This window comes from Companilactobacillus insicii, assembly GCF_003946015.1.
Classification (GTDB): Bacteria; Bacillota; Bacilli; order Lactobacillales; family Lactobacillaceae; genus Companilactobacillus; species Companilactobacillus insicii.
This window is the reverse complement of record NZ_RHNU01000005.1, coordinates 52,400-77,284: the sequence shown is the minus strand read 5'-3', so window position 1 is coordinate 77,284 and position 24,885 is coordinate 52,400. Positions and strand designations below refer to the sequence as shown.

The following is a 24,885-nucleotide window of genomic DNA, read 5'->3' as shown; positions in this document are numbered from 1 at the left end:
TAAAAATAAATTATTTCTTAATAAACGGAACAAAAATATGAAAAAAAGAATAATCATATGTCTTTTCAATATATACTAATACGTAAGGATATTTAATTGGAATGTTCATGAACTTTGGAGTATACCGCTTATGTGGGTTACTTTATGGCCTATATTATAGTGTTTTTACTCCATTATTAAATTTTATGAACTAAAAAAAGACGAATATTTATAAATTTGCCCGTTGGCAAATTATGTGCCAATTTATTTTTTTTGTTTAAAATGGTGTTTTTTTTCTGAAAAAATGATATTATGAAAGGGTTCACATGAAGGGTGAGCTCATTAAAGCGTTTTAATTATGAAATAATTCATTTTTATTTTTGTGTTCTGGTTACCATAAGGTAGCTTATGTAAGCGATTTAATACATACAAATATATAAGGAGGATTAAAGATGGTAGGGATTATCATTGCTAGTCACGGTGAATTCGCCAAGGGTATCAAACAATCCGGTTCAATGATTTTCGGTGAACAAGAGAATGTTCAAGCCGTTACATTGATGCCAGATATGGGACCTGATGACTTAAAAGCAAAGCTTGAAGAAGCAATTTCAACTTTTAAAGATCAAGACCAAGTCTTGTTCCTAGTCGATCTTTGGGGTGGTACACCTTTCAACCAAGTCAATGGCTTGTTTGAAGCACATAAGGACAAGTGGGCAATCGTCGCCGGCTTGAACTTACCTATGTTGATTGAAGCATATGCTTCACGTCTATCAATGGAAAGTGCACAAGAAATTGCTGCACATATCATTGAAACAGCAAAGGAAGGGGTTAAGGTTCGCCCAGAAGCTCTTCAACCTAAAGAGGCTAAAGCTGCTGCACCTGTTGACAACTCCGCTAATGCTGGTAAACCTGGATCATTTGATTACGTCTTAGCACGTATTGATTCACGTTTACTTCATGGACAAGTTGCTACTGCTTGGTCAAAATCAGTAACACCTACACGTATTATCGTTGTATCTGATGCTGTTGCTAAGGATGATTTGCGTACGCAATTGATTCAACAAGCTGCACCAGTTGGTGTTAAGGCTCACGTTGTACCAGTTGACCAAATGATCAAATTAGCTAAGGACGACAAGCACTTTGGTGGTCAACGTGCCTTGCTATTATTCGAAACACCTCAAGATGCACTACGTGCTATTGAAGGTGGTGTGCCATTGAAAGAGCTTAACGTTGGATCAATGGCTCACTCAACTGGTAAAGTTCAACCTAATAAGGTTTTGGCTTTTGACCAAGATGATATTGATACATTCAAAAAGCTTGAGGATAAGGGTGTTAAGTTTGATGTTCGTAAAGTCCCAACAGACTCAAAGGACAACATGGATGCAATCTTAAATAAAGCTCAAGAAGAAATTAATAAGAGTAAATAATTTTTAATTATTATGGAGGGTTAATACTTATGCAATTAAATGCTATTCAAATTGTATTAGTCGTTCTAGTATCATTCCTAGCTGGTATGGAAGGTATTCTTGATGAATTCCATTTCCATCAACCTGTTATCGCATGTACATTGATCGGCTTAGTTACAGGTAATTTAGTACCTTGCTTGATCTTAGGTGGTTCACTACAAATGATCGCCTTAGGTTGGGCTAATATCGGTGCCGCTGTTGCTCCTGATGCTGCTTTGGCATCTGTTGCTTCTGCAATTATTTTGGTACTTGGTGGCGAGGGTAAGGCTGGTGTTTCTTCAGCTATCGCTATCGCTGTTCCACTTGCCGTTGCTGGTTTGTTACTAACAATCATCGTTCGTACAATCGTAACTGGTATTGTTCATATCATGGATAAAGCTGCTGAAGAAGGTAGTTTTAGAAAGATTGAAATGTGGCAAATTATTGCTATTTGTTTACAAGGTATTCGTATCGCTATTCCTGCAGCATTGATTCTTGCAATCGGTGCTGGTCCTGTTAGAGCTATGCTACAAGCAATGCCTACATGGCTAACTGATGGTCTTGCCATTGGTGGTGGTATGGTTGTTGCTGTTGGTTATGCAATGGTTATCAACATGATGGCTTCTAAGGAAGTATGGCCATTCTTCGCAATTGGTTTCGTTCTAGCTACAGTTACAGATCTTACACTTATCGCACTTGGTACTATCGGTATTTCACTTGCCTTGATCTACTTAACTCTTTCTAAGAGTGGTGGCTCAAACAATGGCGGTGGAGGTTCAAACACCGGTGATCCAGTTGGCGATATTATAGATAATTACTAGGACGGAGGAAGAATAAAAATGGCAGAAGAAATAAAGTTATCTAAAAAAGATAGAATCTCCGTTTGGTGGCGTTCAACTTTCATCCAAGGTTCATGGAACTATGAACGTATGCAAAACGGTGGCTGGGCATATTCAATGATTCCAGCACTTAAAAAATTATATACAACTAAAGAAGACCGTGCCGCTGCTTTGAAGCGTCACTTGGAATTCTTTAATTGTCACCCATACTTAGCTTCACCAATTCTTGGTGTTACTATGGCTCTTGAAGAGGAACGTGCTAATGGTGCTCCCGTTGATGACGTTGCTATCCAAGGTGTTAAAGTTGGTATGATGGGTCCTTTGGCTGGTATTGGTGATCCTGTGTTCTGGTTCACTGTTAAGCCTATTGTTGGCGCTTTAGCTGCATCACTAGCTATGACAGGTAGTATCTTAGGACCAATCATTTATTTCGTTGTATGGAATGCAATTCGTATGGGATTCATGTGGTACACACAAGAACTAGGTTACAAAGCCGGTTCAGCTATCACAGAAGATATGTCTGGTGGTTTGCTACAAGACATTACTAAGGGTGCTTCAATTCTAGGTATGTTTATTCTAGGATCCTTGATTAACCGTTGGGTTGTTGTTAAGTTCACACCAACTGTTTCTACAGTTAAACTTGACAAAGGTGCCTTTATTGATTGGGCACATCTTCCAGCAGGTGCACAAGGTGTTAAGGAAGCTCTTATTCAACAAAAAGCTGGTCTATCATTGACAGCTCACAAAGTTACAACATTGCAAGATAACTTGGATCAATTGGTACCAGGTTTGGCTGCTTTGCTTCTAACATTATTCTGTATGTGGTTACTAAAGAAGAAGGTTTCACCAATCGTTATTATTCTTGGACTATTCGTAGTCGGTGTTCTTCTTCACGTAATTCATATTATGTAATAATTTAATCGAGCATTTGGCTCCTTATTGGATGGACTCTTATGGGTTCATCCTTTTTTAGTTGTATAATGTGATTAATTATTAATCATCAGAGAAATGGAGTGGATTAAATGGTCCAATCAATCAATACAAAGGCTGATCTTGTCATTGATGGAACCTCTCATATGGGATTATCTGAATATGGTAAAATCATGATTGGAGATAAGGGATTTGAATTTTATAGTGATCGAGATAAGAAAAATTTTATTCAAATTCCTTGGAATGAAGTAGATAAGGTTATAGTTTCAGTTATATTTAAGGGAAAGTGGATTCCTCGCTATGCCTTTAAGACTAAGAAGAATGGTTTATTTACATTTTCATCGAAAGATCCTAAAAAAGCACTTCGTACTATTCGTAAATATATTAATCCTAATGACATTGTCCAATCACTAGGATTCTTCCAAGTGATCGGTCGCGCATTAAAGAATATATTCACTAGAAAGAACAAATAGACGCCATTTGGCGTCTATTATTTTTGCATTATTTAAATAATCAACTTGAAAGAATCATTGAAGGGTGAGTATCTTTCAAAATATATTGAGGATTTGTTCTCGACGTCTTTAGATTACTATATCGAACGCGTTCCATGTCAAACTGTTTTTAAAAATAATTAAAAATGTTAAACTTAATCAAAAAGAAATCGTGGGGCAAATAAATTGAAAATTTTTAAATCTTCGCCTCTAGAAATATTTATAGTATGGTTGATATTTCCAGTTATGTTGTATCTTTCGGCAGTAATTATACCGTCTGGATTATCAGCTAATATTAAACAAGGATTAGCTGATTTAATCGTTTTTTTAGTCGCGTATTTATTTAATCATTTTTGGCTTCATCAACGTATAAATTGGTTTAATCCTAGTAAGATACTTGCTCAACTGAGTACGGCTTTGCCGACAATCATCTTTGTTGGATACTCAAGTGTAGCAATGTTTTACGTTGATGATATGAGCTTTAAATTTGATGTTATTTTAATGTCAATACTAGTGGGTTTGGCTGAAGAATTTTGCTTCCGAGGATTACTCATCCCACTATTCTTAAGGCAATTTAAAGGTAATGCTTACCGCGCGGTAATTGGTTCCAGCGTACTTTTTGGATTAATGCATTTAATTAATTTAAGGAGTATATCTTTTGGGTATGTATCAATTCAAGTGATTTTTGCAATTTCCTTCGGATTATTGTTAGGTGCAATATACGTCAAAACAAATAATTTGCTACTTGTAGTGGCTTTGCACATGCTCAAGGACGTGTTCCCATTATTATCACCGAGCACGCTTAGAGAGGCAGCTAGGATGGAATTTTCAGTGTCAGCATTGATTGTTTGTATTATTTGGTTAATATTGACCGTGATTATTGCTCGTAAGCAAACTAAAGGATTAATAGTAAATTGAGAGTGGGATAAAATATGTTCAGCTTTCGAGCATTAAGGCAAAAAATTACTCCAGTAATCCGATTTTGGATTGCTGGAGTAATTTGGTTTAAGCAGAAAAAGCTATGTTTGGTTCCACGTTTATGCTGTATTTTTAAAGACAATAATAGTTTTGTCCCAGACTTATTATTTCAATTTGAATGGTTGCATAGTGTCCATTAAGTCGTTAGTTTTGATATTTCTGAAGTACATATTAACGTCTGAGTCAGTATTATTAACCTTGACTAGTAGGGCGCCGTCAAAGCTCTTACCAGGTTGTACCTGTTGAGTGTTTGTGGCATTTACTAAGTCGGCATAATCACCAGTAGCTGATGTAGGTTCAAGCTGTTTATCATCTTGTTTTAGAATGATTGAGTTGGCTTGTACTTGCTGCGGTATTTGTGCAGATTGAGTTTTGTTTGTGTAATTATATTTTACTAAAAGTGAGGCTTCGCCATTAGCATTTTTTACTAATTTTACGTCATTTGATAATTTGAAGGTAAACCAATCAGTATTATAACTTAATTTATTATAAGTTCCCGGATTGTTAACAGAGTTTTCTTTGGTTTCTTCTTTTTGATCATTAGGCTTGTCTTTAGTTTCATCTTTTGCTTTTTGTGGGTTTTGTTTTTCAGCTTTTTTCTTAGTAGTTGCTTTTTTTGCAGTTTTCTTCTTACTTGGTTTAACTTTTTCAATGTTATTTGGCTTGCTTGTAGTATCTCTAGAAGTGTTGACACGCCAAATCATTATACCTGCAACGATCACTACAATGGCTGCAATAATCATTGAAACAATAAATGAGTTTTTCTGATAAAAAGGCATATTTTGGCGTCGCATTGAACCACGATCAGACCGACTTAAATTATTACCTTGATTGTTACTCCGTTGCATATTACGGCTTGATCGGCTCTGTGAGTTATTAGAACGATTATTTTTATTTTCCATATTAGTACGTCTATCCATGATTTTCTCCCTAAGATATGTATCTCCAAAGATAACTAAACATATTTAAGTAAACGATTTACTACTTATTAACAATAATATCATATTTTTTTTCATGGAAAATAAGAACTATTGCTTAAAAAACTTTTTTGAAGAAATTTAATCAAAAGGTGTTGTATAGTCTTCTGGAAAGTGGTATAAATATCTGGTCGAAACATCAGGGGTGTTTATCATTTTATAAAAGGGGGTCACAATAATGTTGTTTTTTGGTAATCATGGTGATTATGAAGTAACATGCAATTTCTTAGATAAGACAGGCCAACGTATTGCTAAGAAGCGCATTTGTCACAATGTTTCTAAGAGAGAAGCTAGTGACAGTATGAGAGACTATGTAACAAATAGATTCTCTGATATTATTGATGTAGCTCATCCAATCAAAGTTGTAGCTAAACCAGCTGTAACTAAGTAAGGACAAATTTTTCATAAAATAAGTCGAGTGTCAGATCGGCTTATTTTTTTTGCATTTTTTTTGAAAATGGTAAGATGGAATCAAAAGGAAGTGATGCCATGGATCACACAAAAATCACTGGTAAGAGGTTCTTAGCTGTCACTATGTTGAACTTAGTTATAACCATTGCAGAATTCTTTGGAGGCATTATATCGGGCAGTTTGGGTCTTCTTTCAGATGCTATCCATAATCTAGAAGATTCGATCTCAATCGTCATTTCTTATGTTGCCAATGTAATTGGACGTCGTCAAAATAATTCAGAGAAGACATTTGGATATAAGAGGGCGGAAATTCTAGCTGCCTTTGTTAATTCCAGCATATTAATTATTATTACTATTTTGATGATCATTGAATCGATTAGAAGATTTCAAACTCCACAACACATTAATGGAACACTAATGATGATCGTCTCAATTATTGGTTTGTTAGCTAATTTGATCTCAATGTTAGCACTATGGTCTGGTTCGAAGAATAACTTGAATATCAAAGCGACCTTCTTACATATGTTATCCGACACCTTGTCATCTGTAGGGGTGTTTATAGCATCTATTTTTGTTACTTTATTTAATTGGAATTGGGTTGATCCAGCAATTACGATAATTATTGCAATATGGCTTCTTAAAGAAGCTTTTGATGTTGTTAAGGAAACTATCAATATATTGATGGAAGCAAGCCCTGAGATCGATTTAGAGGCTGTTAAGAAGGCTGTCTTAACAGTTCCAGATGTTGTGGGAATTCATCATGTTCATGTGTGGATGATAGATGAGAATTTTATTATTTTGGATGCACACATAAATGTTCGAAAGAAATGTAATATGGATCAGCTTGAGGTTGTTTATGATCAAGTTGATAAACTTCTGAAAGAAAAATTTGGAGTATCACATGTTACTTTGCAAGCTGAATGTACTAGAGGATTAGGCGAGCCAATGATAGATTAAAAATATAAATAAAAAAATGAATGAAAATCAATAAAGAATTTTCATTCATTTTTTTGTGATAATATAGAAAGGAATACTGCAAGAAAGTTGGTAATGTCGGAATATGGTAAAACTTATCATGGTAAGACATGGACAGAGTACAGCTAATGCAACTAATGATTATACTGGCTGGAACGATGTTGAGTTAACACAAAAGGGAATTAATCAGGCTCATGAGGCTGCTGCACAAATACAGAATATGGATATTCGATGTGTTCATACATCGGTTCTAAAACGTGCCATCATGACTGCTTATATTATTCAGGATGATTTGAATATTAATTATGCACCAATTATTAAATCATGGAGATTAAATGAACGCCATTACGGTGCTCTTAGAGGACAGAACAAAGATGTTACAAGAGAGGAATATGGTGTAGAACAAGTTAGACTTTGGCGTCGTAGTTATTATACAATGCCTCCAAAGTTGCGTGAGCCAGATCCTTCGGTTGGACCTTACAAGTATCTTGATCCACGTGTAATGCCCGTCTCAGAGAGCTTATTTCAAGCATACAAGCGAATAGTTCCATATTATCTTGATACCGTTGTTCCTAAGTTATTAGATGGTAAAAATCAATTGATTGTTGCTCACGGTAGTACGATTAGAGCATTGATCAAATACTTAGAGAATATCAGTGACACAGACATAGATGGTGTTGAAGTCGCTAATGGTATTCCTTTGGTGTATGAAATGGACTCTAAATTAAAAGTTATTAAAACTAATCGTAAATGAAAAAGCTGATTTCCAAAAGGAAATCAGCTTTTTGCTTTGTTATTCATCTTCATCGTCGTCGATAGGTTGATCAATTGGAATATCTTGTAGCGCAGAACGATCTTTACGTACTAAGCGTAATCGATTCATTGATACTTTACCAAGGACTAATGGAACACGCTCTTCCATTACATCACTGTATGATAATCCAAACCAGTTGGCAGGCGAAATAAATTTTTGTAGTGCTAAACGAGCATGGATGATACTCTTTTTAATTCCACTGATTTTAGTGTCAGGTGAAAGAACTTCCTTTATAAGAACAAATGAGAAGTCTCCAACTTGACGATCAGGAATGGTTGTATATTTTTGTGGTTGTGGCTTAATTTCACCGTTAGACATCATATCGTTAACAACTTGTCTAAGATATACGTTAACTTTTTGATCGACACGGAATCCTAGATATAATTGAACGCTGACCATATAGTCTGTGTCAAAGGTCTCAACTGAATATGCGGCTGTATATGGTTCGTCAGTAACGTTTACAGTTACGAACCAATAGACCTCTGCACGTTTTGGTCGCTTATCTAGAATTGAATATAAAATATTCTTCTTAATGCGGTATCCATCATGAACCTTTGTTAGATAAACCAAGTTAGTTGTGTATAGTGGGTAACTTGGATCTTTTCTTAAATCATTTAATTGATGTTTAAAGGCCAACAGTGAAGCAAAATGACTTCTGAAAGTATTATCGTCCATTAAGCGGTCGCCATATCTCCAGATGAACATAACGCTGATAAGAACTGCAGCGATAGCCATAGTGATGTAAGCACCGTGAATGAATTTGCTACTGTTTGTAACGAAGAAGATACTTTCGATTATAAAGAAGAAGCTAATGATAATTGTAGTGAAGAAACGATTTGCACGTTTCATTAATAGCCATTGATGTAGCAAGATGGTAGTCATCAACATTGTAATTGTGATTTCAAGTCCGTAAGCATTAGACATGTTTTCGGAAGTCTTGAAAAATATAACGATGAATAGACAAACTACCCAGATAATGGAGTTAACTGTAGGGATGTATAATTGCCCCTTAAAATTTGTAGGATAATATGTTTTTAAACGTGGGAAAATTCTTAGCTTTGTTGCTTCTGATACTAACGTGTATGAACCAGAGATTAAGGCTTGTGAAGCGATGATAGCAGCAAATGCTGATAGTAAAATCCCAAATAATCTTAAATTAGCAGGCATTGATTGGTAGAACGGATTCATTGCCGAACCCATTTGTTGTAAAGCTGCGTTGTCTTTGATTCTCAACAACCAAGTAGCTTGACCAAGATAACTTAGTAGTAAACAAATTTTAACGAAAGGCCAACTAGTATATATATTAGGACGGCCAACGTGTCCCATATCTGAATATAGAGCCTCAGCACCAGTAGTAGCTAGGAAAATACTACCAAGAATAAAAATACCACGGATATTCATAGGACTGCGTAGTAGTTCAAACGCATAGTATGGATTTAGGGCACGAATAATTGTCCAATCAAATGAAATATTATAAATTCCCATCAATCCAAGGAAAGCAAACCAAACTAGCATAATAGGTCCAAATGCTCGACCAATTAATTGAGTTCCGAATCTTTGAATGAAAAATAGGGTAGATAAAATAATCAAAGTAATAATAATAACTTGTGTCTGATTATTGATCAGCACGTTATTATTGAATTTGATACCCTTTAATCCTTCTATAGCGGCTGTAACCGTAACGGCTGGCGTCATCATTCCATCGGCTAAGAAAGTGGCTCCCCCAATCATAGCTGGTATCAGTAGCCATTTTGCACGTTTTCTAACCAAAGTGTAAAGTGCAAAAATACCACCTTCACCACGGTTATCAGCGCGCAATGCGATTAGCACATACTTGATGGTCGTAACCAAAGTAAGTGTCCAAAATATTAAAGATACACTACCCAAAATAAAGTCGGTGGACATTTTATCCAATCCGCCATTTCCCACCATCAATGAGTGCATAACGTATAGAGGTGATGTTCCGATATCTCCATACACGATTCCCAAAGCAATTAGGAATCCAGCAAAGCTCATTTTTGAATGGGGATTACTTTTTAGTGAATTCAATTGATTTTTTTCCATTATAAATAATCTCCAAATTAAACAGTTCAACGGCGATTATAACATTAGAAATGGTTGCATGGAACCTTTTAATTTTGGTCTAGTTAGACAACCCTGTCACCAATGTTAAAACCAATTTTTGGTTTAAATAATTTTGTCCTTATGTGTGGGGATCAAAATATTAGATTCGCCAGTTTGAATTGAGTATTTAATGTCTTGATTGCCACGAACAGTCATACCAAAGTCAGTTGCATAAATTACCAAACCTAATTTGTGACCTTTAGGAATACGATAAAATGTAGGTTGTAGTTCAACCGATATTGGATAGAAAGTATTTGGTTCAAGGTCGCTAACTTTATACGTATTATCTCTATTTTGCAAGTTAATATGACCCTTAGTTATCATTTTATAATTTGTTTTTGGTCCATATGTGAATTCTCTTAGGTCATCTTCACGCCAATCATAAGTTTCAGCTAATCCATTATGTGCTAATAGTGTCGGAGAGGCCTTGAATCTTTTGGCTTCACCATAATCAATTAATTGGAAGCTAAGCATACCAATATTATGGTTTGAAGCTACCTTTAAATTAATTATGGTTTTCCCATCGATAACATTTTCTTCTATATTATTAGTTGTAAATAATAGTCGATGGTCGGCTAATTTATCACTTGATATGTCAACTAAATCTTTTTGCCATTCATCGTTATGATTTACGTAACGATGAAATAATTCATCACTTAATTGATCATTGAAGGTGAGTTTGTCATTCGTTACTTCATCAGTAATCAATTTATCTTTTGATAAATGATATTCAATTTTGGGATTGTTGTCATTACTCCAGTCGCTATAACTATTCCAAGTTTCAGTCTTAACATTATCTTGAATTATTACATCAGGAATAATAGATTCTGCTTGATTGTCTACACCAAGTAATTCATGTGTTAGCCATAAGTTAATAATGTCGGTGTAATCAATTGACCGGAATGCATTGATATAGATGTGTTGTCCTTGATGCAAGATGATTTTTTGCATAACGTCGTTATGACGAATACCGTTCCATAATCGCTCAACATTTCGAGGCTTGACGTTCCAATCATTGAGGCCATGAACCATTAAAACATCAGCCTTTATATTTTTGAAATTTTTATGATAGTTACGTGCATCCCAAAATGTATTGTAATCACCAGTGTTACGATCTTGATCTTCAGTGATTTCTTTTAATTTTTTATTCCACATTGGTTTTATTTTGTTGAAGTCACCGGGTTGAAGTCGACGGCTGAAAGTTTCTTCGGCTAATACATCGGCGTCTTCTCCTGGAAATCCTCCAGGTGCAATAACTAGTCCACCATCGCGATAGTAGTCATACCAGCTGGAAATTGCTGCTTCACTAATGATTGTTTTTAATCCTTCAACACCAGAAGTTGCGGCGGCAGTTGCTAGGGTACCAAGATATGATCTACCAGTCATGGCAACCAACTTATTGGACCACCAAGCTCTTATTTGAATGTTGTCAACCTTATTAGTGAAAGCATGACGGTTTCCAGCTAGCCATTCGATAATTGATACAGTAGAAGTCGTTTCTTCGGGATCACCAGTTGTTCGAACACCATCCGAATCTTTTGTACCAATTCCAGCTGCATAAACTACGGCGAAACCACGAGCCAAGAAGTAATCATTTAGCGTGTAAGATTGTTCTCTGGCAAATGACTCTTCAGCGACTTCTACTTGTCCATTAACAGTTCTAGGATCGGGTAATTTTTTTGGAATCTGTTTGTATTCAATATCTTTGTATTCTAAATTATTGGGTTCCTTGTGTTTCAATGGAACGTTGACATTGTGCATTAATTTATCGCCTGTCTCATCATTGGTACCTTGATTGTATGGACTAGCTGTATATATTGTTGGAACCTTTAGACCATTTTCAGTTTCAGCTGGTCGAAGTATTTCGGCTTTTAGTAAGTCTAGCTTTCCATCCTCATCAGTATCCTGAGAAGATTCTACGTATACGACTTCACGAATTAATTTGTGAGGGTTAAAAACAGGCATAGATTTGCCGTTAAATAATAATGGACTTCCAATCTCACCATAGAAGGGTACGAAGTAACCATCTGCTGCAAGAGAATCTATAAAGGTTTGGCCGTCCTTATTGTGTGTGGCTAATAGCCAATACCAAGCGGACTTCAATTCATTTAGACCCATGAAATTTGTTTTGTGATCGACAATTTTTAATTGAATTTTTTTCATGGCACTCAGTGGATCTTCAAACGAAAAATCTACATCAGGATTAAATCTAAGTAGTTGCAAGGCTGTATTGTAAAATGCTTGAATCGAGATTTCTTTGTTGCTAGTGATATATTCTAGTAAGTCTTGATTTTGTGTTGCCATATATGTTGATAGTTTTTGTTCAAAAGCCGCTTTGGATTTTGCCTTTAAAAAGCTTAATCTCAAAAAATCAGTGAATAGGTCGATAGGTTTATCCATCATTTCATTATTAGAAGTTAAAAAGTGAAGATTCTGTAATTCTTGTATTTGTGTGTCAAGGTCAGTTGGACGAATGGCAAATTGATTGTTTTTCATATGTGCAACTCCTTCTTATTATAATTTTCATTATAGGGTATTGAGATAACTAAAAAAAGGAGCCTGCATCAAATCGTTATTAGATTTTAGGTAAAAAAATAATCTCTATATTGGAATTAACTAATTATAGAGATTATTATTATTATTTGTTTTAAGCTAGTGCACCCATTGGATCCCAAGGAGCAAGAACCTTAGGTTCTTTAGATTCAGTTTCGAATGTCTTTTTAAGATCATCACTTAAGTACTTTTTATTTATAACTAGTTGGTAAACATATTCGTTAAACCAAGAGTCGCTCATAACGAAATAGCCTTTAGTACCAACTTTTTCACCCCATGAGTTTTCAACCTTCCACTTAGTAGGTTTACCATTTTCGTCTAGGTCGACACCAGTTAGTACCATGGCATGTGTCATCATACTTTCGATATAGTCTAATCTTTCAGCTTTTGTCATTGAAAGGTCAGTGTTGAATAATCCTTCGATATCATAAATATTAGTATCCATGATACCAATTTTACGGTCAGAACTTTGTCCAACATCACTACCGAACCAAACAGCCTCGCCATCTTGTAGTTGTTTAACTGCTAAGTTCTTGAAGTCATTGATTTCAAGATTCAAATGACGAACTTGACGACCACCCAAGACGTTGCCAAGCATTTCAACTGTATATACGTGATTGTATGGCTTGTCAGATGTAGGTGCGTTAATTGTTGAGATATAGCTATCTAGATCCCAACCAACATACTTTTTGAAGAATTCTTGTGGTGTAATACCAGATTCTTTGTGATAATTTTTGTCATCATCACGGTATGCCCAGTCGAATTTTGTAGGTGGTTCTCCAACTGTGTACACCAAAATCTTATAGATTTCGCTCAACATTTCATCTTTAACACGTTCAACATCTTCTTCAGATTTACCAGAATTGATCATTTCGCGTAGTGTGATGGCATTCTTACGTAATTTTGTATTAAGAACAGTATTTAGTTCTGATGATTTTGTTCTACTGTATGTATCGGGCATAACACTCTTAGGAACTACACCATATTTTTGTACCAATGCCATAATCATATCCCATTGACCACCGTCTTGTTGAGGAGTTGTCATTAAGAAGTCAACTTTACGATCGCCAACCGGAAGGGCAGCAGTATTAATAACATTTTCATAGAAGAAGTTTGATTTTTCTAGTTTGTCCCAAAATAGCATGTAACCTTCTGAAAGTTCGAAACCTTTGATTTTGAACTTTGCTTGGATAGGGTGTCTCATTGTATTTAAAGCAGCAAATACCCAGCATAATCCAGATTGCTTTTGGTCAGATACTGAACCAGTATCTAATTCAACTGAGAAAGTTGGATCCATTGCCACTTTGGAAGCAATTGTTTCGCTGGATTGTAAAATACCATTGTTAGCCACAGCATTTTTTATTGCGGATGAACCTGGTGTTTGTTCAAAGGCAGTTTGAAATTTTTCTAGTTCTTTTGAAGTAATTTCCTTCATAAAATCTCTCCCTTATTTATTGATATATTAACGAACATCCTTAATAACTTTAGGACCGTCATCATAACCCACGATAACGGTATTAACTAAGTCTAAGAATAGTCCATGCGCAACGATTCCTACCTGATGATCTAACCAATCGGCTAGTAGATGTGGGTGATTGATTTCACCCATTTTTAAATCGATAACGTAATTCTTGTTGTGAGTTAATACTCGCTTACCATTGTCATCTAAACGGAACTCAGGATGCAACTCTTCTGCTTCTAAGTCAGCAAATGTCTTTTCACAGCCAAATGGGATAACTTCAAGAGGTAATGGGAAACTTCCTAGTTTATCAGCCATTTTTGATTGATCAACGATCCAAATATTTTTGTGAGAATTAGTTGCAACCATTTTTTCAAGTAAGTGAGCAGCACCACCACCCTTAATTCCTTGGAAGTTCTTGTCGATTTGGTCGGCACCATCAATTGTTAAATCGATGTGATCAACATCGTTGAGATCTTTCATAGGGATGCCGAGGCCCTCGGCTTGTTTTTGAGAACGTGAAGATGTTGCAACACCAACGATGTTTTTGATTTCACCAGCTTGATATCTTCTACCAAGTTCCTCGATCATATAATAAACTGTAGATCCAGTACCTAAACCAACTACTGTGTTACTTTCGATGAAGTCAACGGACTTAACTCCGACGGCTTTCTTTAATTCATCTTGATTCAACTAACGTTCCTCCTCTAAGAGTTTTTGGTAATTTTCAGTTAATAAATAGCGTATTTCTGGTTTATTTTTAAAGACAGATTTTGCATATGAACATACGGGAACTATTTTTAAATTATTTCCTTCTGCGTAATCTAAAGCCTCGTTAAGTAATTTCCCAGCAATACCTTGACCACGATAATTTTCATTTACAAAAGTATGATCAATTGAGATAACCCCATCTTTGACGGGAGAATATGCTATTTCACCAATCAGCTCATCTTCTTCAATAAAAAAACGACCGTCTTCATGTTTTATTTCCATAAACTACCTTCTCTCTATATTTATTTATCTTAATATTACCGTATTAATAGAAGAAAGTCAGTCGAATCAATAGTTTTATCATTGTTTAAATGCTATTATTTTATTTATCTAATGGATAATGGGAGAGTTTAGATTTGGCAAAAAAACGTGGCTTTGAAATTGTAAAAAAGTATCAAGATAAAGGAATCAATTTACCTGTTCGTCAAACTAAAAGTGCTGCTGGGTATGATATCGAGAGCGCAGAAGATTTTATTGTTCCATCAATGTGGAAGTTTGGTGTCTTAAATGTCATTAAATTTATTTTTGGCAAAGGAAAGATTGACGAATCAAAAACTAACGAAATTCAAAAAAGTATTAAGCCAGTATTAGTACCAACTGGTGTAAAAGCATACATGCAAGATGATGAAGTGTTGATTATTGCTAGTAGATCCAGTAATCCACTGAAAAGAGGACTATCTATTCCTAATGGAATTGGTGTGGTTGATGCGGATTACTACAATAATGAAGGAAATGAAGGAGAATTATTTATTCAACTGATTAATTTCTTTCCATTTGATTATAAAGTTAAAAAGGGCGAACGTTTAGCCCAAGGAATTTTTATTAAGTATCTTACAACTGATGAAGATGCAGGTGGACTAAAAGAACGTCAAGGTGGTTTTGGTTCATCTGGAATCTAATGTATTTAGAAAGGAACTATTTTATTGGCTAAATCAAAATCGAAATTTGTTTGTCAAAACTGTGGATATGTTTCACCAAAGTATTTAGGACGTTGCCCTAATTGTGGTGCTTGGAATCAAATGGTTGAGGAGATAGAACATTCTCACACAGAAGCAGCTAAAGCAACACCTAGCCGCAGGACAAGTGACTTAGAAGCTAAACCGGTCAAAATAAACGACGTATCTTTTGAAAAAGAGCCACGTGTAAAAACAGATTTGTCAGAGTTAAATCGTGTTCTTGGCGGTGGAATCGTTCCTGGATCACTGATTTTAATAGGTGGTGATCCTGGAATTGGTAAGTCTACCTTACTGACTCAAGTTGCTGGTCAGCTTCAAAGTACAGGTGGCAAGGTTCTATACGTGTCTGGAGAAGAAAGTGCTTCACAAATTAAGATGCGTGCGGATAGACTAGGAGTTCACGGAGATGGTTTATATCTTTATCCTCAGACCGATATGAGTTATATTCGTGAGACTGTTAACGACATGGATCCTGATTATTTAATCATTGATTCGATTCAAACAATGGATGAGCCTGAAATTTCGTCAGCAGTAGGTAGTATTTCACAAGTACGTGAAGTTACATCGGAGTTGATGAATATAGCTAAGCAGCAAAATATCACTGTGTTTGTGGTTGGTCACGTTACTAAGGGCGGTGCGATTGCAGGTCCTAAAATACTGGAACATATGGTGGATACTGTTCTATACTTTGAAGGAGATACTCACCATAGCTATCGTATTTTACGTTCGGTTAAGAATCGTTTTGGTTCCACAAATGAAATTGGTATCTTTGAAATGCAGACTAAGGGCTTAGTCGAGGTTGCTAATCCGTCTGAAATCTTTTTAGAAGAGCGTCTGAAGGATGCCAATGGTTCTGCGGTAGTCGTATCTATGGAAGGAACCCGTCCAATTTTGGTCGAAATTCAATCACTAATTACACCAACTATTTTTGGTAATGCTAAACGTACAGCAACTGGTTTGGATCATAATCGAGTATCAGTTATCATGGCGGTATTAGAAAAGCGTTGTAACTTGATGCTTCAGAACCAAGATGCTTATTTGAAGTCAACAGGTGGTGTAAAATTAGATGAGCCAGCTATTGATTTGGCCTTAGCAATGGCGATTGCTTCTAGCTATAAAAATATCGGTATACCTGCAACTGATTGTTTCGTCGGTGAAGTAGGCCTTACTGGTGAAGTACGTCGAGTTAATAGAATTGATCAACGAGTTAATGAAGCCGAAAAACTTGGATTTCAACGTATATTTGTACCCAAAAACAATTTAGGTGATTGGGCCAAAGATAATAAAATTCAAATTATCGGCGTAAGTACTGTTTTAGAAGCAATGAAAAAAATATTTGATTAGGAGGTATATATTTATATATGCGAAAATATATTATTAATGCGGTCTTTGCACTATTTGGCTTGGCCGTAGGTATTACAATATTACCAGCAGTATGGATAGCTACTGGTTTAAGTAATGTTCTTTTACTTAATAACGGCTATGTTAACGGACTTATTGGATTAATTATATTTTATTTTTTGTCGTTTTTATTTGTAAAGCCCATTACAGATTTAAATACTAGAATAGAAAAATATTTGAATTCACGTTCACCAGGTTGGATTATATTTGGTTCTCTTTTCTTAATAGGTGGCTTGATTTTAGCAAATATTATTTCTATCCCGTTCTATATGATGCACAATATGTTTGCAAATATAGTTCCACCTATTTTGATGATCATATTCGGATTCTTAGGGTTTCGGATGGGAACTAGTCGTCGCAATGATTGGAAGAGTTTTTCTTTATCCAAACGTAAAGCCACTGAGTCAGCTGATGATAAAAAAGATATGGATTACGATGGTGAAATTATGCGTCGTTCAGCTAAAAAAGATTTTTATCCATATAAGATTCTTGATACATCCGTCGTTATTGATGGACGCATTCATCAACTAGCACAGACCGGATTTCTTGAAGGAAAAATTATGATTCCAGATTTTGTTGTCCATGAACTTCAATTGATATCTGATTCAAGTGATAACCAGAAGCGTGAGCGTGGTCGTCGTGGTCTTGATATTTTGAACGAAATGAAAATGGATACGACAATTAACATTGAAACAACGACTAGAGATTACGATAATATTCCTGAAGTTGATATGAAATTACTTAAATTAGCTAAAGAAATAGGTGGCGCTGTTTTGACTAATGACTATAATTTAAGTAAGGTAAGTGAATTTCAAAATGTTCAGGTACTTAATATCAATGAATTAGCCAAGGTTTTGAAACCGATGGTTTTGCCAGGCGAAACAATGACTGTTAAAGTTATTAAAGAGGGTACTGAACGAGAACAAGGTGTTGCATATCTAGAGGACGGTACAATGGTGGTCGTTGAAGATGGTAAGTACTTCATTGACAAGTCAGTTGATGTCGTTGTAACTAGTGCATTGCAAACTGATGCTGGTAAAATGATATTTGCTAAACCTAAACATTCAATGAATGGTATCCAAGGTAACACAGGCAACAATAGTAATAAGAAGAATAGTTCTAAAGAGAATTCCAATAATGCCAATAAGAATTCTAAGAACAATTCTAGAAATAAAAGGGGAGAACATAGAAATGGCAAACAAGTCAGATAATAAAATTCGTGTGAGATATGCACCAAGTCCAACAGGACATTTACACATTGGTAATGCTAGAACAGCTATCTTTAATTACCTATTTGCAAGAAGTCACAAAGGTACATTTGTAATTCGTATCGAAGATACGGATACAAAGCGTAATGTTGAAGGCGGCGAACAAAGTCAACTAGAAAACCTTAAGTGGTTAGGTGTTGACTGGGATGAAGGTCCAGATGTCGGTGGGAATTATGGTCCATACCGTCAATCAGAGAGAAAAGATATTTATCAAAAGTACATTCAAGAATTGCTTGATAAAGGACTAGCTTACGAATCATATCTGACTGAAGAACAGCTTACAAAGATACGTGAGGAACAAGAAGCTAATGGACAAATGCCACATTATGAATATGAATTTGCTGGCATGTCTGAAGAAGAAAAGGCAACTAAGATCCAAGAAGCAAAAGATGCCGGATTGACTCCAGTTATTAGAATTCATGTACCAAAGGGTAAAACATATGAATGGGATGACATCGTTAAGGGTAAGGTTTCAATCGATTCAGATACAATCGGTGGAGATTGGGTTATCCAAAAACGTGATGGTATGCCAACATATAATTTTGCCGTTGTAATTGATGACCACTTGATGGAAATCAGTCACGTTCTTCGTGGTGATGATCATGTTGCCAACACTCCAAAACAATTGATGATTTATGAAGCACTTGGCTGGGAAGCACCTAAGTTTGGTCACATGACACTTATTATTAATACTGAAACAGGTAAGAAGTTAAGTAAACGTGATGAATCTATCTTACAATTCATTGAACAATACCGTGCTTTGGGTTATCTACCAGAAGCTATGTTTAACTTCATTACATTATTAGGTTGGTCACCAGTTGGTGAAGAAGAGTTATTCACACGCAAACAATTTATCAAGATTTTTGATGAACATCGTTTGAGTAAATCACCTGCTAAATTTGATCAAAAGAAACTAGAATGGGTCAATAACCAATACGTTAAGACTGCTGATGTTAGTGAAATAACAGACTTAGTACTTGAAAACTTAATTGAAGCAAAACGTATTCCTGCTAACCCAGATACAAATACAATTCAATGGGTAAGACACTTGACAGAATTGTACATGCCACAAATGTCATATACTCAACAAATTGTTGAATTATCAGATATTTTCTTCAATCAACCAGATGTTTTAACAGATGATGAACAAGCTGAATTAGAAAATGATGATTCACGCACAGCGATTGAAGATTTACGTGGCAAACTAGAAAAACTAGACCGCTTCACAGCTACACAAATTATGGCTGCTATTCAAGGCGTTCGTGCTGATACTGGTGTTAAGGGTAGAAAACTTTATATGCCTGCAAGAATTGCTGCCACACGTACAATGCACGGTCCAGCAATTGCAGAAGCTATCGAATTGATTGGTAAAGATAAAGCCTTAGAAAATATTGATAAGACATTGAATCAAATGAAATAAAAATTACATATCTTAAAAAAGAGGTTGAAGGAAAACTTTCGTTTTGCCTCAGTCTCTTTTTTCTTGTAGAAAGGAGAATCTATGTTAAAAATATTCAATACGTTAACACGTGAAAAAGAAGAATTTAAACCACTAACTCCCGGTGAGGTTAACATGTATGTCTGTGGTCCAACTGTTTATAACTACATTCATATTGGTAATGCTCGCTCAATCGTAGCTTTTGATACAGTTCGTCGTTATTTAGAATATTTAGGTTATAAAGTAAAATTTGTCTCTAACTTTACTGATGTCGATGACAAAATGATTAAAGAAGCCAATCGTGAAAATATTACAGTTCCAGAAGTTGCTGATAAGTTCATCAAAGCATTTTTTGAAGATATTGATAAATTAAATGTTCAACGTGCAACTGTGAATCCACGTGCAACTGAAAATATCAAAGAAATTATCAATTTCATATCTGACCTAATAGCAAAAGGATATGCGTATGAATCTGATGGCGATGTATTTTATCGTGCTCGTAAGTTCAAGCATTATGGTGAGTTATCGGATCAAAATATTGATCAATTAGTTCAGGGTGCCAGTGAACATGTTGGTGAAACTGAATTTGATAAGAAGCAAGATCCAATTGATTTTGCTTTGTGGAAAAAGGCTAAGCCGGGCGAAATTAAATGGGATTCTCCATGGGGTGAAGGACGTCCTGGATGGCATATTGAATGTTCAGTTATGTCTACAAAATATCTTGGAGATACGTTTGATATTCATGGTGGTGGACAAGATCTAGAATTCCCACATCATGAGAATGAAATTGCCCAAAGTGAAGCCAAAACGGGTAAGAAGTTTGTTAATTATTGGATGCACAACGGTTTTGTTACAGTTGAGAATAACGAGAAGATGAGTAAGTCGCTTGGTAACTTCGTTACAGTTCATGACATGGTTAAAACAATAGACCCACAAGTGTTGAGGTTTTTCTTGTCATCTACTCACTATCGTCGTCCATTAGAATATTCTCAATCTAATTTACAAAAAGCTGCAGATAATTATGAAAGAATTAAAACAGCCTATAATAATTTGAATTTCAGATTAGAGAATGCTGATGGTGATGCTGACGATATCAAGTCAGAAGTTGACAAGATTTCGGATAAGTTTAAAGTTGCAATGAATGATGATTTCAACGTACAAAATGGTATTACTGAAATTTTTGAATTAGTAACGTTAGCAAATAATTACAGTTCAAAAGATACTGTTAGTGCTGGAAGTGTTCAGTACATTTTGGATGAGTTAGCTAATTTATCCGGTGTTTTGGGTATCCAATTTGGTAAAAAGGAAGACTTATCTGAAGAAATTCAGGCAATGGTTGAAAAACGTGATCAGGCTCGTGCCGATAAGGACTTTGCTACGAGTGATGAATTACGTGATAAATTAAAGGAAATGGGAGTAATCTTAGAAGATACTCCTCAAGGAACACGGTGGCATATAGATGGTTAAGATTGAGCAACTAAATGGAGTGACTTTAGCATATCTTGGAGATGCTGTTTATGAAGTATTTATTCGTGAGCATTTGTTAGACCTAGATATTACTAAAGTTAACCAGTTACAAAATAAAGCAACACATTATGTTTCAGCTAAGGCACAAGCATCGTTAATCACATTAATGATTGAAGAAGGTGTACTGTCAGAAGATGAAATACGTATTTATAAGAACGGGCGTAATGCTAAAAAGTACACTAAAGCGAAAAATACGAGTGTTGTAACTTATCACATGTCCACAGGGTTTGAAGCACTATTTGGTTATTTGGATGTCAGCGGCCAAAAGGATCGTGTAGCCGAACTCGCACAATGGTGTATTGACAAAGTAGAATCGGGAGAAACTGATGCAGAAAAATTCAAATAATAATAGAAACAATCATGATGATAATGAAGAAGTAGAACTAGTTTTTGGTCATCATTCAGTAGTTGAACTATTGAAATCACCAACAGCTGGTCAGCGTGTTAACAAGGTCTTAGTTCAAAAGGGACTAAAGAGTGAACATATTGGTGAAGTTATTGAACTTGCTAAACGTAGTAAACTAATTGTCCAAGAAGTTCCTAAGAACAAATTAGATGACATTAGTAATGGTGGTAATCATCAAGGGATGGCTGCATATATAGCTCCTTATCAATATGCAGAGTTAGACGATATTTTTAAACTAGCCAAGAAGAGAAATGAAGATCCATTTATTTTGATCTTGGATAGAATTGAAGATCCACATAACTTGGGTTCAATCTTGAGAACAGCTGATGCCGTGGGCGTACATGGAATTATCGTTCCTAAGCATCGTTCTACCGGATTGACTTCTGTCGTTGCTAAGACATCAACAGGGGCTATTGAGCACGTTCCTGTTGTTCGTGTTACAAACTTAGTTAACACAATTAATGATCTGAAAAAAGAAAATGTCTGGGTATTTGGTACAGCCATGGAAGGCGATAACTATCGGACTTGGAATGCTAAAGGAGCAATTGCCTTAGTAATTGGTAATGAAGGTAAGGGCGTTTCTCCACTAGTTCTTAAGCAGGTAGATCAAACCTTGAGTATACCAATGGTTGGACATGTTCAAAGTTTAAATGCTAGTGTTGCCACTGGTGTACTGTTGTATCAAGCTTTTGCTTCAAGACATGCATAGAAGAGAAAGGGGTTTCATCTATTGATAACTGATGAAATCCTTTTTATGTATAATAATGTTTTCATAGATATTAACAAAAAATAACTAACGAAGTTTTTGTAAACAAATGTTCTCTTAAAACGGCATAGAATACATGATAGCTTTAAATATGGAAAACCATTCGATAAAACTAATGAATGGGAGAAGACAGTGCATGAATAATTTTGAGCTAGCACTTATAAACTTAGTTAAGGAGGATAAAAATTCCAAAGCATTGGAGTCATTGGTTGAACGATATCGACCGATGATAGACAATCTTTATTTCCAGTATAAAATAGGTCTATATGACCAGAGTGACTGGTATCAGGAGGCTTTAATCGTTTGTTACGCTACTTGTAAAATTTTTGATGGAACGAGTGGTTCAAAATTCGGTAGCTTTTTTAAATTAAAATTTAAAAATCATATTATTGATATCGTTAGAAGAGAAAATACAGTTAAAAGGCAAGCCAACCAATTAGCGTGTTCTTATGAGCAGGTGATTACTGATGAAAACTCTAATGAATTTGTCAGAAATTATGTTCATTTACTAGATACTTCAAGTCATTTTGAAGAGATGGTTAAAGAATTGAGTAAGCTTGAGTTGATAGCTTTACAATTTTTATTGGGTGAATTAAAGATGCATATTGCATGTGAAATGGCTATGTGTGACACAAGGCAACTGGGTAGAGCTGCTAATAGGTGTAGACTAAAAATTATGGAATACATTTAATTTGTTATACGTTTGTCATGGACTTTTTGATCCTAAGAATCTATAATGTATGAGATACAGACTGCATAGAATGTGGAGAAACTCATGGGATTAAGAAAAGTAGCATTAGCTTGCAGCGTTTGTGGTTCAAGAAATTACACAATTTCTGAGAATCCGAATCGCACAGAACGCCTTGAAGTTAAAAAATTTTGTAAGCATTGTGGCAAACACACATTGCATAAAGAAACACGCTAATCTGGAGGACTAAATGAAATTATTTAAATTTTTTGGTAGTGTAAAAAAAGAAATGAAATTGGTCGTTTGGCCTACTGCAAAGGAAAACAGACGTGATACTTGGACTGTTATTGCTACATCTTTGATGTATGCTATTTTCTTTGCTGTTGTTGATTGGGGATTGGTAGCTTTGCTACAACAATTCGTAATGGGAAGCAAATAAGATTGTAAGTATACAGATAATTTGATATTATTTTAGTAACGAAAGAAAACTTCGACCTTGTTCGAGGTTTTTTTATTTTGATTTTTGGAGGAAATTATGGCTGAAGCTGGCGACAAACAATGGTATGTATTACATACTTACTCAGGATACGAAAATAAAGTTAAGGAAAATTTGGAATCACGTGCTCAATCAATGGGTATGGAAGATTATATTTTCCGTGCAGTAGTTCCTGAAGAAGAAGAAACAGAAACAAAAAATGGTAAACAAAAGACAGAAATGAAAAAGACTTTCCCAGGATATGTTCTTGTTGAGATGGTTATGAGTGATGAATCATGGTTCGTTGTTCGTAATACACCTGGTGTTACAGGATTCGTTGGAAGCCATGGTTCAGGAAGTAAGCCAGCACCATTATTACCAGAAGAAATTGATCATATTCTGGACGACCTTGGAATCAGTGTAAAAGCTGGTAACGACTTTGAAGTTGGTGAGAACGTTACAATCGTTAACGGACCTTTCGCTAATATGACAGGTAAGGTTACAGAAATTGACGAAGATCATGACAAAATTAAAGTTGACGTTGATATGTTTGGACGTATGACAAGTGCTGAAGTTGATTTCAGCGATGTTCAAAAATAATAAATTATATTGATAAAGGATTAGATCCGTGCTATTATAATACGGTATGTTTTTTGAACGTACATGTGGGAGAGAAAATTTAGATTCTCAATATGACCACATCACGGACTAAGGAGGTATGCACCGTGGCTAAAAAAGTTGCTAACGTAGTAAAATTACAAATTCCTGCTGGGCAGGCTACTCCAGCTCCACCAGTTGGTCCTGCTTTAGGACAAGCTGGTATTAACATTGTTGCCTTTACAAAGGACTTCAATGCTCGTACAGCAGATCAACAAGGAATGATTATTCCAGTTGTTATCTCTGTATACGAAGACCGTTCATTCGACTTCGTTACAAAGACACCACCTGCAGCAGTTCTTTTGAAGAAGGCTGCTGGTGTTGAAAAGGGCTCTGGCGAACCTAACAAGAACAAGGTTGCCACTGTCACAAACGACCAAGTTCGCGAAATTGCTGAAACCAAGATGAAAGACCTAAACGCTGCAAGTGTTGAATCTGCAATGCGTATGGTTGCTGGTACTGCAAGAAGTATGGGCTTTACAGTAGAAGACTAGACAATAAGCAGTTTACAGGAATACGAAAGTGTTCTTAACAAGTGGGAGGGGAAAATCCCCAAT

The 24,885-nt window shown here is 35.6% G+C and carries 26 protein-coding genes; 20 read left to right on the top strand and 6 right to left on the bottom strand.

Annotated features, from left to right (window positions below; genetic code table 11):
- The first annotated feature begins 431 nt into the window (after window positions 1-431).
- The 5 genes from EKM79_RS02895 (at window position 432) to EKM79_RS02875 (ending at window position 4,602) form a co-directional block, all read left to right on the top strand.
- Window positions 432-1,406 carry a mannose/fructose/sorbose PTS transporter subunit IIA gene (locus EKM79_RS02895; protein WP_125565711.1) on the top strand — a complete coding sequence of 325 codons (975 nt, stop codon included), beginning with the start codon at window positions 432-434 and terminating at the stop codon, window positions 1,404-1,406.
- A 29-nt stretch (window positions 1,407-1,435) separates the two neighbouring features.
- Window positions 1,436-2,245, top strand: a complete 810-nt coding sequence (locus EKM79_RS02890; RefSeq protein ID WP_125565709.1) for a PTS mannose/fructose/sorbose transporter subunit IIC — start codon at window positions 1,436-1,438, stop codon at window positions 2,243-2,245.
- Between the two features lie 18 nt (window positions 2,246-2,263).
- Window positions 2,264-3,175, top strand: a complete 912-nt coding sequence (locus EKM79_RS02885) for a PTS system mannose/fructose/sorbose family transporter subunit IID (protein ID WP_125565707.1) — start codon at window positions 2,264-2,266, stop codon at window positions 3,173-3,175.
- Window positions 3,176-3,285: 110 nt separating this feature from the next.
- Window positions 3,286-3,666 (top strand): DUF956 family protein, encoded by a 381-nt coding sequence (locus EKM79_RS02880; RefSeq protein ID WP_125565705.1) that lies wholly within the window; start codon window positions 3,286-3,288, stop codon window positions 3,664-3,666.
- Between the two features lie 204 nt (window positions 3,667-3,870).
- Window positions 3,871-4,602: a CPBP family intramembrane glutamic endopeptidase gene (locus EKM79_RS02875; RefSeq protein WP_125565703.1), complete on the top strand. Its 732-nt coding sequence runs from the start codon at window positions 3,871-3,873 to the stop codon at window positions 4,600-4,602.
- A gap of 164 nt (window positions 4,603-4,766) precedes the next feature.
- Here EKM79_RS02875 and EKM79_RS02870 read toward each other — a convergent pair whose 3' ends face one another.
- Window positions 4,767-5,582: a DUF4352 domain-containing protein gene (locus EKM79_RS02870; protein WP_125565701.1), complete on the bottom strand. Its 816-nt coding sequence runs from the start codon at window positions 5,580-5,582 to the stop codon at window positions 4,767-4,769.
- A gap of 235 nt (window positions 5,583-5,817) precedes the next feature.
- On the opposite strand from EKM79_RS02870, the gene EKM79_RS02865 reads away from it, so the two are divergent.
- From EKM79_RS02865 to EKM79_RS02855, 3 genes are all read left to right on the top strand, one after another.
- Window positions 5,818-6,030, top strand: coding sequence for a hypothetical protein (locus tag EKM79_RS02865; protein WP_125565699.1), 213 nt, complete (start codon window positions 5,818-5,820; stop codon window positions 6,028-6,030).
- A gap of 98 nt (window positions 6,031-6,128) precedes the next feature.
- Window positions 6,129-7,007: a cation diffusion facilitator family transporter gene (locus EKM79_RS02860; protein ID WP_125565697.1), complete on the top strand. Its 879-nt coding sequence runs from the start codon at window positions 6,129-6,131 to the stop codon at window positions 7,005-7,007.
- 103 nt (window positions 7,008-7,110) lie between these two features.
- Entirely contained in the window at window positions 7,111-7,779 is a 669-nt protein-coding gene (locus EKM79_RS02855) for a 2,3-bisphosphoglycerate-dependent phosphoglycerate mutase (RefSeq protein WP_125565695.1), read from the top strand.
- Window positions 7,780-7,818: 39 nt separating this feature from the next.
- Here EKM79_RS02855 and EKM79_RS02850 read toward each other — a convergent pair whose 3' ends face one another.
- From EKM79_RS02850 to EKM79_RS02830, 5 genes are all read right to left on the bottom strand, one after another.
- Entirely contained in the window at window positions 7,819-9,903 is a 2,085-nt protein-coding gene (locus EKM79_RS02850) for a KUP/HAK/KT family potassium transporter (protein ID WP_125565693.1), read from the bottom strand.
- 123 nt (window positions 9,904-10,026) lie between these two features.
- Window positions 10,027-12,459, bottom strand: coding sequence for a Xaa-Pro dipeptidyl-peptidase (locus EKM79_RS02845; RefSeq protein ID WP_125565691.1), 2,433 nt, complete (start codon window positions 12,457-12,459; stop codon window positions 10,027-10,029).
- Window positions 12,460-12,610: 151 nt separating this feature from the next.
- Window positions 12,611-13,951, bottom strand: coding sequence for a C1 family peptidase (locus EKM79_RS02840; protein ID WP_125565689.1), 1,341 nt, complete (start codon window positions 13,949-13,951; stop codon window positions 12,611-12,613).
- A 27-nt stretch (window positions 13,952-13,978) separates the two neighbouring features.
- On the bottom strand, window positions 13,979-14,668 hold the full coding sequence (rpiA, locus tag EKM79_RS02835) for a ribose-5-phosphate isomerase RpiA (RefSeq protein ID WP_125565687.1): 690 nt from the start codon (window positions 14,666-14,668) through the stop codon (window positions 13,979-13,981).
- Entirely contained in the window at window positions 14,669-14,968 is a 300-nt protein-coding gene (locus EKM79_RS02830) for a GNAT family N-acetyltransferase (protein WP_125565685.1), read from the bottom strand.
- Between the two features lie 134 nt (window positions 14,969-15,102).
- Here EKM79_RS02830 and EKM79_RS02820 point away from each other — a divergent pair, with 134 nt between their 5' ends.
- The 12 genes from EKM79_RS02820 to rplK all read left to right on the top strand — a co-directional run bounded on the left by EKM79_RS02820 (window position 15,103) and on the right by rplK (window position 24,822).
- Window positions 15,103-15,645, top strand: coding sequence for a dCTP deaminase/dUTPase family protein (locus EKM79_RS02820; protein ID WP_125565683.1), 543 nt, complete (start codon window positions 15,103-15,105; stop codon window positions 15,643-15,645).
- A gap of 24 nt (window positions 15,646-15,669) precedes the next feature.
- Window positions 15,670-17,046, top strand: a complete 1,377-nt coding sequence (gene radA, locus EKM79_RS02815; RefSeq protein WP_125565681.1) for a DNA repair protein RadA — start codon at window positions 15,670-15,672, stop codon at window positions 17,044-17,046.
- A gap of 17 nt (window positions 17,047-17,063) precedes the next feature.
- Complete coding sequence (locus EKM79_RS02810) at window positions 17,064-18,314, top strand: PIN/TRAM domain-containing protein (RefSeq protein WP_125565679.1); 1,251 nt, start codon at window positions 17,064-17,066, stop codon at window positions 18,312-18,314.
- Entirely contained in the window at window positions 18,295-19,791 is a 1,497-nt protein-coding gene (gene gltX / locus EKM79_RS02805; RefSeq protein ID WP_125565677.1) for a glutamate--tRNA ligase, read from the top strand. Before EKM79_RS02810 ends, gltX begins: the two co-directional genes overlap by 20 nt.
- A gap of 81 nt (window positions 19,792-19,872) precedes the next feature.
- A complete protein-coding gene (gene cysS, locus EKM79_RS02800; RefSeq protein ID WP_125565675.1) occupies window positions 19,873-21,276 on the top strand; it encodes a cysteine--tRNA ligase in 1,404 nt (467 codons plus the stop codon).
- Window positions 21,269-21,682, top strand: coding sequence for a Mini-ribonuclease 3 (locus EKM79_RS02795; protein ID WP_125565673.1), 414 nt, complete (start codon window positions 21,269-21,271; stop codon window positions 21,680-21,682). The genes cysS and EKM79_RS02795 overlap by 8 nt, the downstream gene beginning before the upstream one ends.
- On the top strand, window positions 21,663-22,451 hold the full coding sequence (gene rlmB, locus EKM79_RS02790) for a 23S rRNA (guanosine(2251)-2'-O)-methyltransferase RlmB (protein WP_125565671.1): 789 nt from the start codon (window positions 21,663-21,665) through the stop codon (window positions 22,449-22,451). The genes EKM79_RS02795 and rlmB overlap by 20 nt, the downstream gene beginning before the upstream one ends.
- A 193-nt stretch (window positions 22,452-22,644) precedes the next feature.
- A complete protein-coding gene (locus tag EKM79_RS02785) occupies window positions 22,645-23,199 on the top strand; it encodes a sigma factor (protein ID WP_164505984.1) in 555 nt (184 codons plus the stop codon).
- Window positions 23,200-23,283: 84 nt separating this feature from the next.
- Window positions 23,284-23,433, top strand: a complete 150-nt coding sequence (rpmG, locus tag EKM79_RS02780; protein WP_076613567.1) for a 50S ribosomal protein L33 — start codon at window positions 23,284-23,286, stop codon at window positions 23,431-23,433.
- 13 nt (window positions 23,434-23,446) lie between these two features.
- Window positions 23,447-23,635 carry a preprotein translocase subunit SecE gene (secE, locus tag EKM79_RS02775; RefSeq protein WP_125565667.1) on the top strand — a complete coding sequence of 63 codons (189 nt, stop codon included), beginning with the start codon at window positions 23,447-23,449 and terminating at the stop codon, window positions 23,633-23,635.
- A 96-nt stretch (window positions 23,636-23,731) separates the two neighbouring features.
- The gene (gene nusG / locus EKM79_RS02770) at window positions 23,732-24,271 is read left to right on the top strand and encodes a transcription termination/antitermination protein NusG (protein ID WP_125565665.1); all 540 of its coding nucleotides are present in this window, start codon (window positions 23,732-23,734) and stop codon (window positions 24,269-24,271) included.
- 125 nt (window positions 24,272-24,396) lie between these two features.
- Entirely contained in the window at window positions 24,397-24,822 is a 426-nt protein-coding gene (rplK, locus tag EKM79_RS02765) for a 50S ribosomal protein L11 (protein ID WP_125565663.1), read from the top strand.
- Window positions 24,823-24,885: the final 63 nt, after the last annotated feature.

Bases quoted from the DNA above. Each gene is read 5' to 3' on its own strand.
- EKM79_RS02895 (WP_125565711.1), top strand. From the start codon at position 432: ATGGTAGGGATTATCATTGCTAGTCACGGTGAATTCGCCAAGGGTATC.
- EKM79_RS02890 (WP_125565709.1), top strand. From the start codon at position 1,436: ATGCAATTAAATGCTATTCAAATTGTATTAGTCGTTCTAGTATCATTC.
- EKM79_RS02885 (WP_125565707.1), top strand. From the start codon at position 2,264: ATGGCAGAAGAAATAAAGTTATCTAAAAAAGATAGAATCTCCGTTTGG.
- EKM79_RS02880 (WP_125565705.1), top strand. From the start codon at position 3,286: ATGGTCCAATCAATCAATACAAAGGCTGATCTTGTCATTGATGGAACC.
- EKM79_RS02870 (WP_125565701.1), bottom strand. From the start codon at position 5,582: ATGGATAGACGTACTAATATGGAAAATAAAAATAATCGTTCTAATAAC.
- EKM79_RS02865 (WP_125565699.1), top strand. From the start codon at position 5,818: ATGTTGTTTTTTGGTAATCATGGTGATTATGAAGTAACATGCAATTTC.
- EKM79_RS02860 (WP_125565697.1), top strand. From the start codon at position 6,129: ATGGATCACACAAAAATCACTGGTAAGAGGTTCTTAGCTGTCACTATG.
- EKM79_RS02855 (WP_125565695.1), top strand. From the start codon at position 7,111: ATGGTAAAACTTATCATGGTAAGACATGGACAGAGTACAGCTAATGCA.
- EKM79_RS02850 (WP_125565693.1), bottom strand. From the start codon at position 9,903: ATGGAAAAAAATCAATTGAATTCACTAAAAAGTAATCCCCATTCAAAA.
- EKM79_RS02845 (WP_125565691.1), bottom strand. From the start codon at position 12,459: ATGAAAAACAATCAATTTGCCATTCGTCCAACTGACCTTGACACACAA.
- EKM79_RS02840 (WP_125565689.1), bottom strand. From the start codon at position 13,951: ATGAAGGAAATTACTTCAAAAGAACTAGAAAAATTTCAAACTGCCTTT.
- EKM79_RS02830 (WP_125565685.1), bottom strand. From the start codon at position 14,968: ATGGAAATAAAACATGAAGACGGTCGTTTTTTTATTGAAGAAGATGAG.
- EKM79_RS02810 (WP_125565679.1), top strand. From the start codon at position 17,064: ATGCGAAAATATATTATTAATGCGGTCTTTGCACTATTTGGCTTGGCC.
- gltX (WP_125565677.1), top strand. From the start codon at position 18,295: ATGGCAAACAAGTCAGATAATAAAATTCGTGTGAGATATGCACCAAGT.
- cysS (WP_125565675.1), top strand. From the start codon at position 19,873: ATGTTAAAAATATTCAATACGTTAACACGTGAAAAAGAAGAATTTAAA.
- EKM79_RS02795 (WP_125565673.1), top strand. From the start codon at position 21,269: ATGGTTAAGATTGAGCAACTAAATGGAGTGACTTTAGCATATCTTGGA.
- rlmB (WP_125565671.1), top strand. From the start codon at position 21,663: ATGCAGAAAAATTCAAATAATAATAGAAACAATCATGATGATAATGAA.
- EKM79_RS02785 (WP_164505984.1), top strand. From the start codon at position 22,645: ATGAATAATTTTGAGCTAGCACTTATAAACTTAGTTAAGGAGGATAAA.
- rpmG (WP_076613567.1), top strand. From the start codon at position 23,284: ATGGGATTAAGAAAAGTAGCATTAGCTTGCAGCGTTTGTGGTTCAAGA.
- secE (WP_125565667.1), top strand. From the start codon at position 23,447: ATGAAATTATTTAAATTTTTTGGTAGTGTAAAAAAAGAAATGAAATTG.
- nusG (WP_125565665.1), top strand. From the start codon at position 23,732: ATGGCTGAAGCTGGCGACAAACAATGGTATGTATTACATACTTACTCA.